Source organism: Amycolatopsis sp. NPDC004169 (genome assembly GCF_040610315.1).
Lineage (GTDB): Bacteria > Actinomycetota > Actinomycetes > Mycobacteriales > Pseudonocardiaceae > Amycolatopsis.
Map to the genome: position 1 here is coordinate 63,600 of NZ_JBEXMD010000002.1, position 15,545 is coordinate 79,144.

General features: G+C 71.2%; 12 protein-coding genes and 1 pseudogene. 8 read left to right on the forward strand and 5 right to left on the reverse strand.

What is annotated here, in order from left to right; translation table 11 throughout:
- The first annotated feature begins 20 nt into the window (after positions 1-20).
- Positions 21-2,354, forward strand: coding sequence for a caspase family protein (locus ABZX11_RS02955; protein ID WP_354909337.1), 2,334 nt, complete (start codon positions 21-23; stop codon positions 2,352-2,354).
- 43 nt (positions 2,355-2,397) lie between these two features.
- Positions 2,398-3,282: a S8 family peptidase gene (locus ABZX11_RS02960; protein WP_354909829.1), complete on the forward strand. Its 885-nt coding sequence runs from the start codon at positions 2,398-2,400 to the stop codon at positions 3,280-3,282.
- A gap of 171 nt (positions 3,283-3,453) precedes the next feature.
- Here ABZX11_RS02960 and ABZX11_RS02965 read toward each other — a convergent pair.
- Positions 3,454-3,789, reverse strand: a pseudogene (locus tag ABZX11_RS02965) (IS982 family transposase); the annotation flags it as partial.
- A 749-nt stretch (positions 3,790-4,538) separates the two neighbouring features.
- Here ABZX11_RS02965 and ABZX11_RS02970 point away from each other — a divergent pair.
- The 4 genes from ABZX11_RS02970 to ABZX11_RS02985 all read left to right on the forward strand — a co-directional run bounded on the left by ABZX11_RS02970 (position 4,539) and on the right by ABZX11_RS02985 (position 9,765).
- Complete coding sequence (locus ABZX11_RS02970; protein ID WP_354909339.1) at positions 4,539-7,916, forward strand: pyruvate carboxylase; 3,378 nt, start codon at positions 4,539-4,541, stop codon at positions 7,914-7,916.
- A 16-nt stretch (positions 7,917-7,932) separates the two neighbouring features.
- Positions 7,933-8,721, forward strand: coding sequence for an arginase family protein (locus ABZX11_RS02975; protein ID WP_354909342.1), 789 nt, complete (start codon positions 7,933-7,935; stop codon positions 8,719-8,721).
- Between the two features lie 73 nt (positions 8,722-8,794).
- Positions 8,795-9,109 (forward strand): helix-turn-helix transcriptional regulator, encoded by a 315-nt coding sequence (locus ABZX11_RS02980; protein ID WP_354909344.1) that lies wholly within the window; start codon positions 8,795-8,797, stop codon positions 9,107-9,109.
- A 395-nt stretch (positions 9,110-9,504) separates the two neighbouring features.
- The gene (locus ABZX11_RS02985) at positions 9,505-9,765 is read left to right on the forward strand and encodes a hypothetical protein (RefSeq protein WP_354909346.1); all 261 of its coding nucleotides are present in this window, start codon (positions 9,505-9,507) and stop codon (positions 9,763-9,765) included.
- Between the two features lie 4 nt (positions 9,766-9,769).
- Here ABZX11_RS02985 and ABZX11_RS02990 read toward each other — a convergent pair whose 3' ends face one another.
- Together ABZX11_RS02990 and ABZX11_RS02995 are read right to left on the reverse strand one after the other, a co-directional pair.
- Positions 9,770-10,132, reverse strand: coding sequence for a GntR family transcriptional regulator (locus ABZX11_RS02990; RefSeq protein ID WP_354909348.1), 363 nt, complete (start codon positions 10,130-10,132; stop codon positions 9,770-9,772).
- A complete protein-coding gene (locus tag ABZX11_RS02995; RefSeq protein ID WP_354909350.1) occupies positions 10,129-10,824 on the reverse strand; it encodes a hypothetical protein in 696 nt (231 codons plus the stop codon). Before ABZX11_RS02995 ends, ABZX11_RS02990 begins: the two co-directional genes overlap by 4 nt.
- Before the next feature lie 308 nt (positions 10,825-11,132).
- Between ABZX11_RS02995 and ABZX11_RS03000 the strand changes: the two genes are divergently transcribed.
- Both ABZX11_RS03000 and ABZX11_RS03005 read left to right on the forward strand, forming a co-directional pair.
- Entirely contained in the window at positions 11,133-12,416 is a 1,284-nt protein-coding gene (locus tag ABZX11_RS03000; protein WP_176172331.1) for a PucR family transcriptional regulator, read from the forward strand.
- A 173-nt stretch (positions 12,417-12,589) separates the two neighbouring features.
- Positions 12,590-13,036, forward strand: coding sequence for a hypothetical protein (locus ABZX11_RS03005; RefSeq protein WP_354909353.1), 447 nt, complete (start codon positions 12,590-12,592; stop codon positions 13,034-13,036).
- A gap of 28 nt (positions 13,037-13,064) precedes the next feature.
- Here ABZX11_RS03005 and ABZX11_RS03010 read toward each other — a convergent pair whose 3' ends face one another.
- Both ABZX11_RS03010 and ABZX11_RS03015 read right to left on the reverse strand, forming a co-directional pair.
- On the reverse strand, positions 13,065-14,486 hold the full coding sequence (locus ABZX11_RS03010) for a DUF6801 domain-containing protein (protein WP_354909356.1): 1,422 nt from the start codon (positions 14,484-14,486) through the stop codon (positions 13,065-13,067).
- Positions 14,487-14,575: 89 nt separating this feature from the next.
- Positions 14,576-15,214 carry a DUF6801 domain-containing protein gene (locus tag ABZX11_RS03015; protein WP_354909358.1) on the reverse strand — a complete coding sequence of 213 codons (639 nt, stop codon included), beginning with the start codon at positions 15,212-15,214 and terminating at the stop codon, positions 14,576-14,578.
- Positions 15,215-15,545: the final 331 nt, after the last annotated feature.

Below are 15,545 nucleotides of genomic sequence, written 5' to 3' on the forward strand. Positions count from 1 at the left end.
GATGGGCGTTTCCTACCGGTATGGCCGGGCGGAGGCGGGCGCTGATCGTCGCCAACGGCGAGTACGACAACGCGGGACTGCAGCGGCTGGGCTCTCCCGCGGCGGACGCCGACGCCCTGGCCGCGGTGCTCGGCGACCGGGCGATCAGCGACTTCGAGGTCGGCGTCGTCCGCAACGAAACCGCGCACGTGGTGCAGGCGGAGATCGAGGACCTGTGCCTGGAGGGCAAGCTCGACGACGTCCTCCTGATGCACTTTTCCTGCCACGGCCTGAAGGATGACGCGGGCGGGCTGTACTTCGCCGCCCGCAACACGCGCCCGGACCGCCTCCGGTCGACGGCGGTGTCCGCGCAGTTCGTGCAGCAGTGCATCCGGCAGAGCCGCTCGCGCAGCGTCGTCCTGCTGCTGGACTGTTGTTACGGCGGGGCGTTCAGCCAAGGGGTCGCGGTCCGGGCGTCGGGTGACGCGAACGTCCTCGACAGCTTCCGCGGCGGCCGCGGCCGGGCGGTCATCACGGCGTCGAACTCGATCGAGTACGCGTTCGAGGGCGCGACCCTGGCGGCGGGCCAGCCGGCCCGGCCGTCGGTGTTCACCTCGGCGCTGGTGGAGGGCCTGCGCACGGGCGAAGCGGACCGTGACGAGGACGGCTGGATCGCGCTGGGGGAGCTGTACGAGTACCTGTTCGACCGGGTCAGGGAGCGCAACCCGAAGCAGACGCCGAGCCGCGACATCGAGATGCAGGGTGAGCTGTACCTGGCGAAGAGCAGGCGCCGCCGGATCAGGCCGTCCCCGATCCCCTCGGACCTGGCGGCGGCGATCGAGGCGGAGAACCCGTTCACCCGTCTCGGGGCGGTGGCGGAGCTGCGTCGTCGGTTGTCGAGTGCCAACCTGCCGGTGGCGATGGGGGCGTTCGAGGCGCTGCGGGCCATGGCATCGACGGACATCGAGCACGTGGCGGCGGCGGCCTCGGACGCGTTGTCGTCGGCGGTGGTCCGGGTGGACGTGCCGTCGGTCCGGTTGTCGGCCTCGCCGGGGTCGTCGGTGTCGGCTTCCCTGCGGGTGCTGGGGCCGCCCGTGGCGCGGGAGGTGCGGTTCGAGGCTTCGGACGCGTGGATCGCGGTGGCTGAGGTGCCGGACGGGGCTTCGCTGTCGGTGGAGGCGGGGGACGCGGGGGTGCGGCGCGGGGAGGTGGTGGTGAGCGGGCCGACCGGCGAGGCGGTCGTGACGGTGGAGGTCGAGACCCTGCCGGTTGTCGTGGCGGAGCCGGAGCCGGTCGCCGCCGAGCCGGTGGCGGTGGCCGAGTCCGCGGCTGCGCCCGCGGCGCGGCCGGAGGCGGCTGGGCCGGTCGCGGTGGCCGAGCCGGCGACTGCTCCCGTGGCGCCGGTGGTGGCCGAGCCGGCGCTCGATCCGGACCCTGCCGCGGCGACCGAGCGAAAGCCCGTTGCCGGGCCAGGGAGCCCTGCGGCACCCGAGGCCACGCCGGCGGCCGCCGCACGAACCGGCCAGCCGGGAGCCGTGGATCCCGTCGGCGGGTTCGCCGGGGTGGCCGCGATCGCCGGGTCGGTGTTCGCCGTCGTCGGGTTGCCGATGAAGTACCGCTGGGACAGCTACCTCCTCGCCGAATACCGCCCCGGCATGCAGGTCTACGTCGTGCTCGTGGCCGTCTGCGCGCTGGTCGCCGGCCTGCTCACCCTCGTCCCGCGGACGCGAGCGCGCACCGGCCCCGCGCTGCTGGCCGGCGCCGGGCTGGCCGCCCTGTTCGGGCTGGCGCGGTTCGTCGGCGAGATCATCACCCTCTCCGCGGCCTCCGCCGCCGGGCGGGGCACCGGGTACACCCTGGTCGCGTTCGCCTCGGACAGCTCGTCGGGCACCGGGCTGAACGCCGGCTTCACCTTCGTCCTCCTCGCCCACCTCGCGTGGGTGCTCGCCGGGGCCTGCGCGCTCGTGGCGCTGCGCCGGAACCCCGCCGTCGGCCTGCGTGCCGGGCCGGTGCGCGGGTGGCCGGCCTGGTCGGCGATCGGCCTGGGTGTGCTGCTCGGCGTCGGGTGGCTCACCCAGCTCGTGGAGCTGTCCGCCTACGACTCCGACAGCGCCGGCCGCAACGCCGCCTACTACGTCCTCGGCGCGCTGCTGGCCGTCCTCGTGCCCGTCGTCGCCGTGGTGCTGAGCCCCGCGGTGCTGGTGACGGGCATCGCCGGCCTGGCCGGCGTCCTCGGGCCGACCTTCGCCGTGCTGGCGGACTACTCGTCGCTGACCTACGCGGGGCAGGCGATCGCCGTGTCGGCGCTGGTCCTGCTGGCGATCGACACCGTGGTCCTCGTCCTGCGGAATCAGCCGAACGGGCGACAGTCCTGAGTTGTCGTCCCGGACCCGCAGGGGTACCACGACGATCATGAGGATGCTTCTCGCGGCCGTGGCCGTGCTCGCCGGGCAGGTCTCGAGCGGTGGGGTGCAGCCGGATCCGCCGAACTGGGGGCTGGACCGGATCGACCAGCGCACCGGCCTCGACCACGCGTACCACTACGCGAGCGACGCCTCGGGCGTGACGATCTACGTGATCGACAGCGGCGTCGACGCGAAGCACCCCGACTTCCAGGGCCGGGTCGCGCCCGGCCGCGACTTCCTCGACGGCGGCTCCGACACCACGGACACGAACGGCCACGGCACCCGCCTCGCCGGCATCGCGGCGGGCAAGGACTACGGCGTCGCGAAGGGCGCGCAGATCGTGCCGGTGCGGGTGCTGGACAAGGACGGTGGTGGCGCCACCGACAAGATCATCGCGGGGATCGACTGGGTGGCGCAGAACGCCCAGCAGCCGGCGGTCGCGGTCCTGGGCATCGGAGGCGTCCCGAACGACCAGCTCGACGCGGCGGTGAAGAGGCTGGCGGCGGTGGTCCCGATCGCGGTCCCGGCGGGCAGCGAGACGGCCGACGCGAGCGGCTACTCGCCCGGCCGCGTGCCGGAGGCCCTGACGGTGGCGGCGTCCGACACCCAGGACCGCCCGGACAAGACGTCGAACTCGGGCCAGGACGTGGACCTGTACGCCCCGGGCGCGGACATCCCGTCCCCGATAGCGGGCGGAGCGACGGCGGGGCCGGAATCGGGCACTTCGATGGCGGCGGCCTTCGCGGCCGGAGTGGCGGCGGTGTACCGGGCCCAGCACCCCGGCGACACGCCGGCCCAGGTGGACGACGCCCTGATCCGCGCGGCGACGCCGGACGTGCTGAAGGGGGTCCCGGACGGGACGGCCAACCGGTTGCTCTACGCCCCGCCGGGCGGCTGAGGGGGCGGTTGTCCACAACTTGGCCGGGGTGGGGATGGCGTGTCCGATCTGCGGCTTTTTTGGGGTTTTTGTCGGGTGGGGCCGATAGACTGGCCCAGACGAGTAATGCGTAACTCGGCGCTCGGCCAGGAAGCGATCCAGTTCGGCGGAGACGTAGCCCTCGTCGGCGATGATCAGCAGGCTGGGGCGGTCGGTGAGCAGGTGGGGTTCGTGGTCGCAGATGGCCATGATTACCTGCCGCTCGTCGACCTTCGGATCGGCCAGCGCCCAGGCGATCGGGAGTCCGGCCGGGGTGCAGACCAGATGCAGCCGCAGGCCCCAGAACCAGCGCGAGTGTGAGCGGCAGAAGCCGTACTTGGCCCAGCCGGCCAGCTCCGAACGCTTGACCGTCGGCCGCGACCGCCCGCACTCCGCCGGGGTCGAGTCGACGATCCAGGTGGTGTCGGTCCACAGGTCGGTGTCCGCCGCCAGCCACCGCATCACGGATCTTGAACACCCTTCGTCCATCTCTGGTCACCACCCAGACTTACGCGTTACTCGTCTAGGGGACGCCTCTCGGGGGCTCGGGTGGGGGCTGTCTGGTTGCTGGCGGCCCCTGGCAAAGGCTCGGCGTGGCGTTGGGCGGCCGAGACCCCGCGCCGCCGCTGTCGCTGTTGTCCGAGGGCCGCACCGCCACCCGGCTGCCCGCCAAGATCGCCGATCCGCTCGAGCAGCTGCGCCGTCCCCTACCCGGAACAGCGAAGTACGCCTCTCCGCCTGCAATGAGCGGCCGCGTCGCCGAGGGAGGTATCACGAAATGGCAGTCAGCAGTCGGTCTCGCCTGGGGCAAGCCTGCGCCTCGCGTCAGCGACGGCCGACCGGTTGCCCCACGCGCCGTCTGGCGGGGGAGCCGAGACTCCGGAAAGCTGGCCCCCAAGGAGGTCCCCATGCCCCGGTTCCCGCCAGTCCCCCGCCAACCCCACGTTCGACCTGGCCGAGCTGGTCGGCCGGAACACCGAAGACGCCACCGAACGCTGCGAACGCGACGGCTTCCAAGTCCAGGTCATCGACGAGACGACCGAGGCGGTCACCCTCGAACTGCGCCCCAACCGCATCCGGCTCACCGCGCGCCGAGGTGTCGTCGAAGACTGCCACCAAGGGTGACCAGCGAACCCCCTGGTCCGCATGATGTCCATCACCCGGGACCGAACTCCCGCAGAGCGGGAAGAACCGGGTAACGTGCGTTGACTTACCGATCCAAGAGGGAAGGACCGGGCATGTTCCGCAAGGTTCTGGTGGCCAACCGCGGGGAGATCGCGATCCGGGCGTTCCGCGCCGGCTACGAGCTGGGCGCCGGGACGGTCGCCGTGTTTCCGCACGAAGACCGCAACTCGCTGCACCGGCTGAAGGCCGATGAGGCGTACGAGATCGGCGAACCCGGTCACCCCGTGCGCGCCTACCTCTCGGTCGACGAGATCGTCGCCGCCGCGAAGAAGGCCAAAGCCGACGCCGTCTACCCCGGCTACGGCTTCCTCTCGGAGAACCCCGATCTCGCGCGCGCCTGCGAAGAAGCGGGCATCACCTTCGTCGGGCCGCCTGCCGAGATCCTCGAACTCACCGGTAACAAGGCTCGCGCGGTCAAGGCCGCGCGCGAGGCCGGTGTTCCCGTGCTCGGGTCCTCCGAACCGTCCAGCGACGTCGACGCCCTGGTCGCCGCGGCCGAAGAGCTGGGCTTCCCCGTCTTCGTCAAGGCCGTCGCCGGTGGTGGTGGCCGGGGCATGCGGCGGGTCGAGGACCCCGCCGTGCTGCGCGAGTCCATCGAGGCCGCCGCGCGGGAGGCCGAGTCCGCCTTCGGCGACCCGACCGTCTTCCTCGAGAAGGCCGTCGTCGAGCCGCGGCACATCGAGGTGCAGATCCTCGCCGATGGCGAGGGCAACGTCATCCACCTCTTCGAGCGCGACTGCTCCGTGCAGCGGCGCCACCAGAAGGTCGTCGAGCTCGCGCCGGCGCCGAACCTCGACCCCGAGCTGCGCGACCGCATCTGCGCCGACGCCGTCAAGTTCGCCCGGCAGATCGGCTACCGCAACGCCGGCACCGTCGAGTTCCTGCTCGACAAGCACGGCAACCACGTCTTCATCGAGATGAACCCGCGCATCCAGGTCGAGCACACGGTCACCGAAGAGGTCACCGACGTCGACCTCGTGCAGTCGCAGCTGCGGATCGCCTCCGGGGAAACGCTCGCCGACCTCGGGCTCTCCCAGGACAAGATCTACCTGCGCGGCGCCGCTCTCCAGTGCCGCATCACCACCGAAGACCCGGCCAACGGCTTCCGCCCGGACACCGGCATGATCTCCGCCTACCGCTCGCCGGGCGGCTCCGGCATCCGGCTCGACGGCGGCACCGCCTTCTCCGGCACCGAGATCAGCGCGCACTTCGACTCGCTGCTGGTCAAGCTCACCTGCCGCGGCCGCGACTTCAAGACCGCCGTCGGGCGCGCGCGCCGGGCCGTCGCGGAGTTCCGGATCCGCGGCGTCGCGACGAACATCCCGTTCCTGCAGGCCGTCCTCGACGACCCGGACTTCCGCGCCGGCCGCGTCACGACGTCGTTCATCGAACAGCGCCCGCAGCTGCTCACCGCGCGGCAGTCCGCCGACCGCGGCACGCGGCTGCTGACCTACCTCGCCGACCAGACGGTCAACAAGCCGCACGGCGAGCGCCCGAAGACCCCGGACGCCACCGTCAAGCTTCCGAAGCTGCCGAAGGACGCCGAGCCGGCGCCGGGTTCGAAGCAGAAGCTCGTCGAGCTGGGCCCGGCCGCGTTCGCCGAATGGCTGCGGAAGTCGCCGCACATCGGCGTCACCGACACGACGTTCCGCGACGCGCACCAGTCGCTGCTCGCCACCCGCGTCCGCACCAAGGACCTCCTCGCGGTGGCGCCGGTCGTCGCGAACACGCTGCCGCAGCTGCTGTCGCTGGAGTGCTGGGGCGGCGCCACTTACGACGTCGCCCTGCGGTTCCTCGCCGAGGACCCGTGGGAGCGGCTGGCCGCGCTGCGCGAAGCCGTGCCGAACATCTGCCTGCAGATGCTGCTGCGCGGGCGCAACACCGTCGGGTACACGCCGTACCCCACCGAGGTGACGACCGCCTTCGTCCAGGAAGCCACGAAGACCGGCATCGACATCTTCCGGATCTTCGACGCGCTCAACGACGTCGAGCAGATGCGCCCGGCCATCGAAGCCGTGCGCGAGACCGGGACGGCCGTCGCCGAGGTCGCGCTCTGCTACACCTCGGACCTGTCGGACCCGGGCGAGAAGCTCTACACGCTCGACTACTACCTCAAGCTGGCCGAGCAGATCGTCGGCGCCGGGGCGCACGTCCTGGCGATCAAGGACATGGCCGGGCTGCTGCGCGCGCCCGCGGCGACCAAGCTGGTCACCGCGCTGCGCAAGGAGTTCGACCTGCCGGTGCACATCCACACCCACGACACCGCGGGCGGCCAGCTGGCCACCTACCTCGCGGCGATCAACGCGGGCGCGGACGCCGTCGACGGCGCGGTGTCGTCGATGGCGGGCACGACGTCGCAGCCGTCGCTGTCCTCGATCGTGGCGGCCACCGACCACTCGGCCCGGACCACCGGGCTGGACCTGCGGGCGATCGGCGACCTGGAGCCGTACTGGGAGAGCGTGCGCAAGATCTACGCGCCCTTCGAGGCCGGGCTCGCGTCGCCGACCGGGCGCGTCTACGACCACGAGATCCCCGGCGGGCAGCTGTCGAACCTGCGCACGCAGGCCATCGCGCTGGGCCTCGGCGACCGGTTCGAGGACATCGAGGCCATGTACGCGGCGGCGGACAAGATCCTCGGCCACCTGGTGAAGGTGACGCCGTCGTCCAAGGTCGTCGGCGACCTCGCGCTGCACCTGGTCGGCGCGGGCGTCTCGCCGGCCGACTTCGAGGCGGAGCCGAACAAGTTCGACATCCCCGACTCGGTGATCGGCTTCCTGCGCGGCGAGCTCGGCGACCCGCCGGGCGGCTGGCCGGAGCCGTTCCGCACCAAGGCCCTCGAAGGGCGCGCGGCGGCGAAGCCGGTCGTCGAACTGTCCGAAGAGGACCGTGCCGCGCTGGCTTCGGAGCCGCGCCGGACGCTCAACCGGCTGCTGTTCCCCGGCCCGACGAAGGAGTTCGAGGCGCACCGGGAGGCCTACGGCGACACGTCGGTGCTGCCCAGCAAGGACTTCTTCTACGGCCTGCGTCCGGGCGAGGAGTACCCGGTCGACCTCGAACCGGGTGTCCGGCTGCTCATCGAGCTGGAGGCGATCGGCGAGGCCGACGAGCGCGGCGTCCGCACGGTGATGTCGACGCTGAACGGCCAGCTGCGGCCGATCCAGATCCGCGACCGCTCGATCGCCTCGGACATCCCGGCGACGGAGAAGGCCGAGAAGGGCAACCCGAAGCAGGTCGCGGCGCCGTTCGCGGGCGTGGTGACGCTGCAGGTCGCCGAGGGTGACACGGTCGAGGCCGGCGCGACGGTCGCGACGATCGAGGCGATGAAGATGGAGGCCTCGATCACCGCGTCGACCGGCGGCAAGGTGGGCAGGCTGGCGATCACGTCGGTGCAGCAGGTCGAGGGCGGTGACCTTCTGCTGGTCCTGGAATGAGCGATACGCTCGCCGGATGCTGATCAACGCGGTACCGCAACGGCAGGGCGCGGCCGGGCCGCGCGCGGCGGAACTGCCGGACGGCTGCGTGGCGCTCGCGGAGCTGGCCGGGCACGTGCTCGGCCGGCCCGTGCACCACGTCCGGCAGACCCGCTCGGTGTCCGAAGTGGACAGGGGAATCGCGTCCCGAGCGGTGCTGACCGGCGCGAATCGCGCGGCCCAGCTGGCCGCACTGGAGGCCCCGGGCGGCCCGGTGCTGACGATCGGCGGCGACTGCGGCGTCGAGCTGGTCCCGATCGGCGTGGCCCGCTTCCGCCACGGGCCCGGGCTGGGTGTCGTGTGGTTCGACGCCCACGCGGACCTGAACACCGTGGATTCGTCGCCGTCGGGGGCGTTCCACGGGATGGTGCTGCGATCGCTGCTGGGAGAGGGCGACCCGGAGTTCGCGGCGGCGCCGGCCCTCTCGCCCGGGAACGTGGCGCTGCCCGGGACGCGGGTGTTCGACCCGGACGAAGAAGCGGCTTTGGCGCGCGGGCTGGCGGTGACGTCGGTGGCCGCCTTGACGGGCGTGGAGAAGCTGTACGTGCACGTGGACCTGGACGTGCTGGACCCGGGCGAGTTCGCGGGGCTGAACTACCCGGAGCCGGGAGGCTGGACGATCGAGCGGCTGGTGGCGGAGCTGGACGCGCTGGCCCGGTTCGAGGTGGTCGGGGCGGGGATCACCGAGTGCGTGGGCACACCGCGCGAGGTCGAGGTCCTGGAGCCGGTGATCGCGGCGATCGGCCGGCTGCTCCGAGCGCAGTAGCAACCGTAGCCGTTCAGTGGACTTGTTCTCTACATAGCCCCCTTTGTAGAGTGCAACTATGGCTCCGCCGAGGATGACGCTGTCCATCCAGCTGGTCTTGATGGCCTTGCTGGCCGATCCCGCGCGACGCATGTACGGCTTGGAGCTGTGTGCCGAGACGGGTCTGCCCAGCGGGACGATCTACCCGATCCTGGCGCGCTTGGAGAAGGTGGGCTGGCTGGCCTATGAGCTGGAGGACATCGATCCGAGCGAGCTGGGGCGTCCGCGTCGCCGCTACTACCGGCTCGAGCCCAACAGCCTCAGCGAGGTGAAGGCGGCACTGCATCGTGCCCAAGCATCCGCGCAGGCGCTCGGCCGGTTGCGGCCCGGCCTGCAGGGTGGTGTGTGATGGGTGGCGACTGCCTGCTTCGGGATGTCCGGGATGACTGACGACAAGCTGCCGCTCTCCGGGAGCCGGGTGTACAGGTTCGAGTGCCCGAAGTGCGCTGCCGTACTTCTGACCCTCCAGGAGGACCCGCAGTCGTGTCGGGCCTGTTCGTATCTCGAGCAGACGCCGGCATGTGCGATGTCGCGGCGATTGACCAGCTGGGCCGTCGCTCTGCTGCCCCGGGGTGAACGAGACGGATACGCCGACGAGTTCCGGGCCAATCTGCAGGTGATGGCAGGCCGAGGGGATGGTCGATGGGCTCAAGTACGTCTGGCACTGAGCACCCTGCGCGGTGTCTGGCGGCTGCGTCGTGATTCGAAGAAATCCGGGTCCCTGACGTGGTGGAGGTACTACTGATGGCCAAAGCGCCGGTGCAGCTGTCCGGTGAACCTCCGCATCCCCACGGTGTCGTCGGCTACCTGCTCGACGACGACACCCGCACCCGCAACGCAATCCGGCTGGTCCGGTGGGCGGTACTGGGCTTGGCCATCGTGGCCGGAGCCGTAGTGGCACTGGCTCTGGTTTCGCCGGTTGCGGCAGCCGGCTTGCTGGTCGGCGGCTCGACGGCCACCGGTGCGGTGTCGGCGTGGCGTCGCCGCGGAAAAAGCCCGCACTGACCCGCTATTCCTTGTAGGCCTCGCGGACGGCCTTCAGCGCGTTCGCCAGGTCCGCGCCGAGGTCACGCGCCTGGGCCGCGAACTCCGCGGCGGCGGCCGCCAGCAGGGCTTCGCGGTCCGGACGGCCGGACGGGATCGTCACCACCGTGCCGCGGGCGCGGGCCGTCGCCACCCAGCCCGCCGTCTCCAGCTCGCGGTACGCCCTCGCCACCGTTCCCGATGCCAGGCCCAGGTCGCGCGCCAGCTGGCGGATCGGGGGCAGCCTCGTCCCCTCCGGCAGCGCCCCCGTCGTCGCCGCGCGGATCACCTGGTCGTGGACCTGGCGCCAAGGTGGGACGCCGTTCTCGGTGTCGACGACGATCTTCACGCCGCCGCCGGCAGGCGCTTCGCCGGGGCCGTCACCGCCAGGAACGCCGTCAGGCCCGCCACGACCGCCAGGAACGAACCGAAGTCACCCACCGGCCAGCCGACCGCCGTGCACGCGCCGATGCCCAGCCCGACCGCCACCCGTGCGCTGCGGCAGCGCAGCGCCAGGTCGGCCCGCGCCGCTCCCACCGCCGGGCGGCGCACCGCCAGCAGCGTGATCGCCGCGCTGACCAGTGCCGTGCCCGCCGCCACCGCCAGCAGCTTCCACTGCGCCGTCAGGCCCAGGTGCAGCAGCGATCCGGCGGCCGCCAGCCCGCCCAGCACCAGGATCCACGCCGGGACGATCCCGAGCAGCGTCCGCGGCGCCAGCTCGGCTTCGCGGCGCGGGCCCCGGGCCGGGCGCTGGGCCAGCAGCTCGGCGATCAGGCCGCCCAGCAGCAGCGTCGCCAGGATCGTGCCCGTGCCGCCGTCGCCGAGCAGCGGCGGGATCGCGAGGAACAGCCACGGGTACCAGAGCCGGCGCCGCTTGAGGTAGCGGACGGCCAGCTCGACCTCGGCGGCGTCCGGCTCGGCCACGCCCCAGCGCTCCAGCAAGCGCTTACCGTGCTTCTTCCCCGGCCAGAGCACGATCAGGATGGCCAGGCCGGCCAGGCCCGTGATCACGGCGACCCCGAGCACGTTGTCCCACGGCATGCGGATCCTCCTCGTCTTGTATCAACAACACGATACAAGATGCCGCGTAACCCCGCCGCGCACCGCTCGTTGAAGGTTCGTCCGTTCGCAGGCACGACAGCGGGCAGTCGGCGGGACGCTTGTCAGCCGACGGCAGCCGAGCCGCGGGAATTTGTCACCGCGATGACAAATAATCGGTTTTCCTTCACGGGTGTGACACGTTTGGCGTTAGTTTTTCGATGTGTCGGTTGTCATCCCGCAACAGGCGCGGGGTGCCCGGCCGCGAGGTACCTGCGACCGGTGTCCCGGGGCGGAGCAAAGGAGCTGCGATGTCGGTGGAGCGCGGATTCGATCACGCTGCGCCGCCGCCCACCGCCGCTCTACCGCGCAAGCTGGCCGACATCCTGCGGCCGGAACTGGCCAGTCTCGCTGCTGAAATCGTCGAAGAAATCCGCGCGACGATCCCGGCGTACGCGCGTCCGCTCGACGGGCCGTACGGCAAGTCCATCCGGGCCGGTGTCGAATACGCGATCACGCTGTTCGTCGCGCAGATCGCCGACCCGACCGTGTCGAAGGAGCAGTCCCACGAGGTGCACCACCGCCTGGGGCAGAACGAAATGCGCGAAGGCCGCAGCCTCGACACGCTGCAGTCGGCCTACCGCGTCGGCGCGCGCGTGTCGTGGCGGCGCATCATGCGCGTCGGGCGGCGCAGCGGCCTTTCGTCGGCGGTGATGTCGCAGCTGGCCGACGCGATGCTGGCGTTCATGGACGAGCTCGCGTCGGTGGCCCTCGACGGCTACCTGGAGGCGAAGGCGCGCACGGCGGGCGCGCTGGACACGTGGCGCCGCAAGCTGCTCCACCTGATCCTGGAGACGCCGCCGGCGTCCCCGAAAGCGATTGCCGAGCTGGCCCAGCTGATCGGCTGGCCGGTCCCGTCCGACGCGACCCCGGTGGCGGTGAGCCCGGCGGGCGGCGTCGCCCCGGCCCGCCGCCACGCCGGCCTCGACGCGGACGTCCTCGCCGAACTCGACACCCCCGACCCGAAACTGGTGGTCCCCGGCGAGCTGAGCGGCGCCCGCCTGGCGGCGCTGCAGGTGGCGCTGCCGGACTGCCGCCTGTCGATCGGGCCGTGCGTCGCGCTGGCGTCGGTCGCGGATTCCCTGCGCTGGGCCCGCAACGCCCTGCAGCTGGCCGACCGCGGCGTCCTGGCGGCCCGCCCGGTCCTGCGCGCGGAGGAGCACCTGGCGACACTGCTGGTCAACTCGGACACGGGCCTGGTCGGCACGCTGCGGCACCGGTTGTTCGCGCCGCTGGCGGACATGACGGGCAAGCAGCAGGAACGGCTGCTGGAGACGCTGCGGGCGTGGCTGGACAGCCAGGGCAACGTGGTGGAGATCGCCGAACGCCTCGGGGTGCACCCGCAGACGGTCCGCTACCGCATGCGCCAGCTGCAGGCGACGTTCGGGGACAGCCTGCGCGACCCGGCGGCGCGGTTCGAGATGGAGCTGGCCCTGCGGGCCGGCGCGGCTCCGCTGCCGCTGCGGTACCCGGTGAGCGAGCTGCTGCCGTCGCAGCGGTCCGGTGGGTCGCGTCCACAGTGGACTAATCAGTAAGGGATTTGGCTCCGGCGCCGCCGTCCGGGGCGATTTGGCCGGTTTCCTGCCCGTTGCCCTGTCAATGGTTCGTCGGTTGTTCGGCCTGTTCTGTTTCGGGTAGAGAATGTGGCTGACGGGGGTATGCGGCGAATTGCAGCGGCCAGGCAGGATCTACACGCCAGGGAGGCGCCATGACTCACCGACGCGTCGGAGGCGATGAAACACGCACTCGGTACACACCCGCTCCTCGGATCACCGTTGCCGCTCGAGCGGGCAGCCTGCCCACCCTGACCATGGAGTTCCCCTGTGCTGCGTGGAGCGGGACCGGTCCGGGGCCGACGACCAGGCTGACGTTCGCCGAAGTGTTCGAGTATCGATTCATCGAATCCAAAATCGCCTATTTCGAATCCAATTCGGAAGATTTCGCGTTTGCGTTGATCGAGGTCGTCGATTCGCAACTCAAAGAGCGAATGCTCGGCAGGGGCTGGTATCGGAATATTGCCCCAGACAATGAATGGATGCCCGGCGTGAGAGATGCTGATTTGCATCATTATCGAATCGGTTTCGACGAGCATGGGCACTATGAGGTTGTATGCCTTGGAATTGACATAGCAGAAACAACCAGTGAATGGGTCTAGTTGATTGCCTGTCAGGGGAGGCACTCGGCTACCTCGGTTTCGCGGCCGCCTTCTTCGCCGCCGCCGCCGAGCCCGGGATGGGCGGCAGGGTGTCGGGCGGGCAGTTGGTGTGGTCGGGCTCGGTGCACCCGTTCAGGTTGTAGGTGTCGATGAAGGCCTGGTTGCCCCAGCCCGTGCTCATCCCGCTGAGCAGCGGGGTCAGGTCCTGGCCGTCGGCGCCGCAGCCGCGGAACGGGGGCAGGTAGAAGCCCTTCTCCGGGTCGGTGCGGACGTGGCCGGTGGTGAACGGGTCGTAGGGACCGGTGATCTCGAGCGACACCGGCTCGCTCGTCACGCAGTCGGGGCCGACGTCGAGCGGGACGCCGTTGATCTTCGCGCCGCTCAGCTTGCCCATCACCTTCAGTTCGGTGCGCAGGTACGTGAAGCCGTCGTCGCCGGTGAACAGGCCGCCGCCGACCTCGATCATCTTGCTGTTCTTGTAGTCGAGCGGCAGGAACTCGACCGTCGCGGTCACCGGCACGAACCCGAAGCCGAGGAACGAGGTGGTCGCCGGCTTGAAGATCGCCGCCCCGGAGACCCGGGACGCGGCGGTGTCGATGTCCACCGTGAAGAACGCGTTGAGCAGGAAGGCCGGGTCCGCGGTGACCGTCGCGCCCAGCCGGGCGACGGTCGACTTCGTCATGATCGTGATCAGGCCGAGCGGCACGGTGTACTCGTTCGGCGGCGGCGGTTCGTCGTCCAGAGCGGCCTTCGCGCCGAGCGCGGCCTTCTGCTCGGCACCCGGCTTCGCCGTCGGCAGGACGAGGACCGTGCCCAGCGTCGTCTGCTGGTCGGGATCGAGCGTGCACGCGATCGGCTGCGCCGGGGCGGCCTCGGGTGCGGGCGTGGCGGTCGCGCCCGGCGCGGGGACGGCGGCCAGCGCGAGCTTCGGCGCGGTGACGTCGAAGGTGACGGCGCCGACGGTGTTGATCGCGATCTCCGGCACGGCGCCGGTCGCGGTGAGGGTGACGTCGCCGGTCTCCGGCAGGGGCGTCGGCGCCACGGTCAACGGCACCGGGATCTGGTCCGAGCGCTCGCCCTGGTGCACGGTGAGGGCGAGCTGCACCGCGCCCTGCAGCGAACCGGTGGTGGCACCGGCGGGCAGGAGCGACAGCGCGACGTCGCGAGGAAGGCTGAACTGCGCGGAATACCTGCCGATCGTCGCCGAGGTGCCCGTCTTCGCCTGGGTGGGCAGGGTCGCCGACGTTTCGACGGTGAGCTTGCGCGAGCCGAGCGGATCGGCGAAGGGACAGGTCACCGAGACCGACGCCGTCGCCGCCTTCTCCGGTGGGGCCGCGGGGGCGGGGGCGGCCGAGCCGACCCCGGTCAGTGCGCCGTTCGCCGCGGACAGCAGGCCGGCGGCCGCCAGCGCGGTCACCGTGACGGAGCGGGGCCGGAGTCGACGTGGCATCGGTTTCCCTGTGTGTTCGGTGGTCCGGAAAAAGACGCCAATCCCGGTGCGGGCCCCTCGCGTGAGGGCGCCCGCACCGGGATCCGGCGTCAGCTGACGGTGATGCTCGGGCTGAACGCGGTGTTCTGCGCCGGGTTGGTGACCTTGAGCGTGCAGCTCATCGACCACGGCGTCCAGGTGTTGTTGGCCTTCTTGTGGAACTCGAGGGCCGCGGTGACCGTGGTGCCCATCGACAGCGTGTCGGTGCCCGCCGTCGCCGGCGCCGTGTAGCTCGGCACGCTCGAGGTCGCGACCTGCGAGATGTTCACCGTGATCGGGCCGCCGGCCGGGTAGATGGTCTCCGGGATGTTCAGCCCGGTGGCCGCCGGCTGCGACAGGGTGCCCGAGGCCGCCGTCACCGGCACCGTGGCGGTGCCGCGGATGCCGTCGTAGCCGACCGCGGTGAGCAGCGCGTGCACGCCGGCGCTGATCGTCGCGGAGCCGCCCACGTTGGCCGGGGTGAGGGTGCCGCCTGCCGCGACGGAGTCCTCGGCGTCCAGGTGCGAGGTCACCAGGACCGGCTGCGGCGTGACGCCCGGGAAGGTGCAGGTGTAGGTCAGGGGCGTGGTGCCACCGGCGGTGTAGGTGACCGTGGCGGCGGCCGCGGTGCCCGCGGTCAGCACCGCGATGGCGCCGACGGCGGTAGCGGTGGTCGTGATTCCGGCGGACAGCCTGCTGAGTCGGGACATACCCATCTCCTTTGATTCAGTACAGTCTCGGCTTTGGCTGATCGATTGCTCGCCGTCGTGCTGTGCCGCTCACGTTCGCCCGCCCCCATTGCCCCGAGCGGCGGGACGCGAATTCACCGACGTGCGAGGTGGAGGTCCATCTGCCGGGAATGAGGCTACTCGCGGGTTCAGTAGGGAACAAGACTTTGCGGCATCGGCAGTCCGCCGCTTCGGGGTGGTCCGGGTTTCTTGTTCGTACTCGCGCAGGACCGTCAGTGGTTTCATCGGATTTTGACAAAGATCCATCGCGTGGCGGAACGGCGCCGGGAACGGTCTACCATTCACGATCTTG

What these genes read in the sequence shown, in the direction of transcription:
- ABZX11_RS02995 (WP_354909350.1), bottom strand. Translation starts at nt 10,824, where the DNA reads ATGCCGTGGGACAACGTGCTCGGGGTCGCCGTGATCACGGGCCTGGCC.
- ABZX11_RS02980 (WP_354909344.1), top strand. Translation starts at nt 8,795, where the DNA reads ATGACGCTGTCCATCCAGCTGGTCTTGATGGCCTTGCTGGCCGATCCC.
- ABZX11_RS02975 (WP_354909342.1), top strand. Translation starts at nt 7,933, where the DNA reads ATGCTGATCAACGCGGTACCGCAACGGCAGGGCGCGGCCGGGCCGCGC.
- ABZX11_RS02985 (WP_354909346.1), top strand. Translation starts at nt 9,505, where the DNA reads ATGGCCAAAGCGCCGGTGCAGCTGTCCGGTGAACCTCCGCATCCCCAC.
- ABZX11_RS03010 (WP_354909356.1), bottom strand. Translation starts at nt 14,486, where the DNA reads ATGCCACGTCGACTCCGGCCCCGCTCCGTCACGGTGACCGCGCTGGCG.
- ABZX11_RS02955 (WP_354909337.1), top strand. Translation starts at nt 21, where the DNA reads ATGGCCGGGCGGAGGCGGGCGCTGATCGTCGCCAACGGCGAGTACGAC.
- ABZX11_RS02970 (WP_354909339.1), top strand. Translation starts at nt 4,539, where the DNA reads ATGTTCCGCAAGGTTCTGGTGGCCAACCGCGGGGAGATCGCGATCCGG.
- ABZX11_RS02960 (WP_354909829.1), top strand. Translation starts at nt 2,398, where the DNA reads ATGCTTCTCGCGGCCGTGGCCGTGCTCGCCGGGCAGGTCTCGAGCGGT.
- ABZX11_RS03005 (WP_354909353.1), top strand. Translation starts at nt 12,590, where the DNA reads ATGACTCACCGACGCGTCGGAGGCGATGAAACACGCACTCGGTACACA.
- ABZX11_RS03015 (WP_354909358.1), bottom strand. Translation starts at nt 15,214, where the DNA reads ATGTCCCGACTCAGCAGGCTGTCCGCCGGAATCACGACCACCGCTACC.
- ABZX11_RS03000 (WP_176172331.1), top strand. Translation starts at nt 11,133, where the DNA reads ATGTCGGTGGAGCGCGGATTCGATCACGCTGCGCCGCCGCCCACCGCC.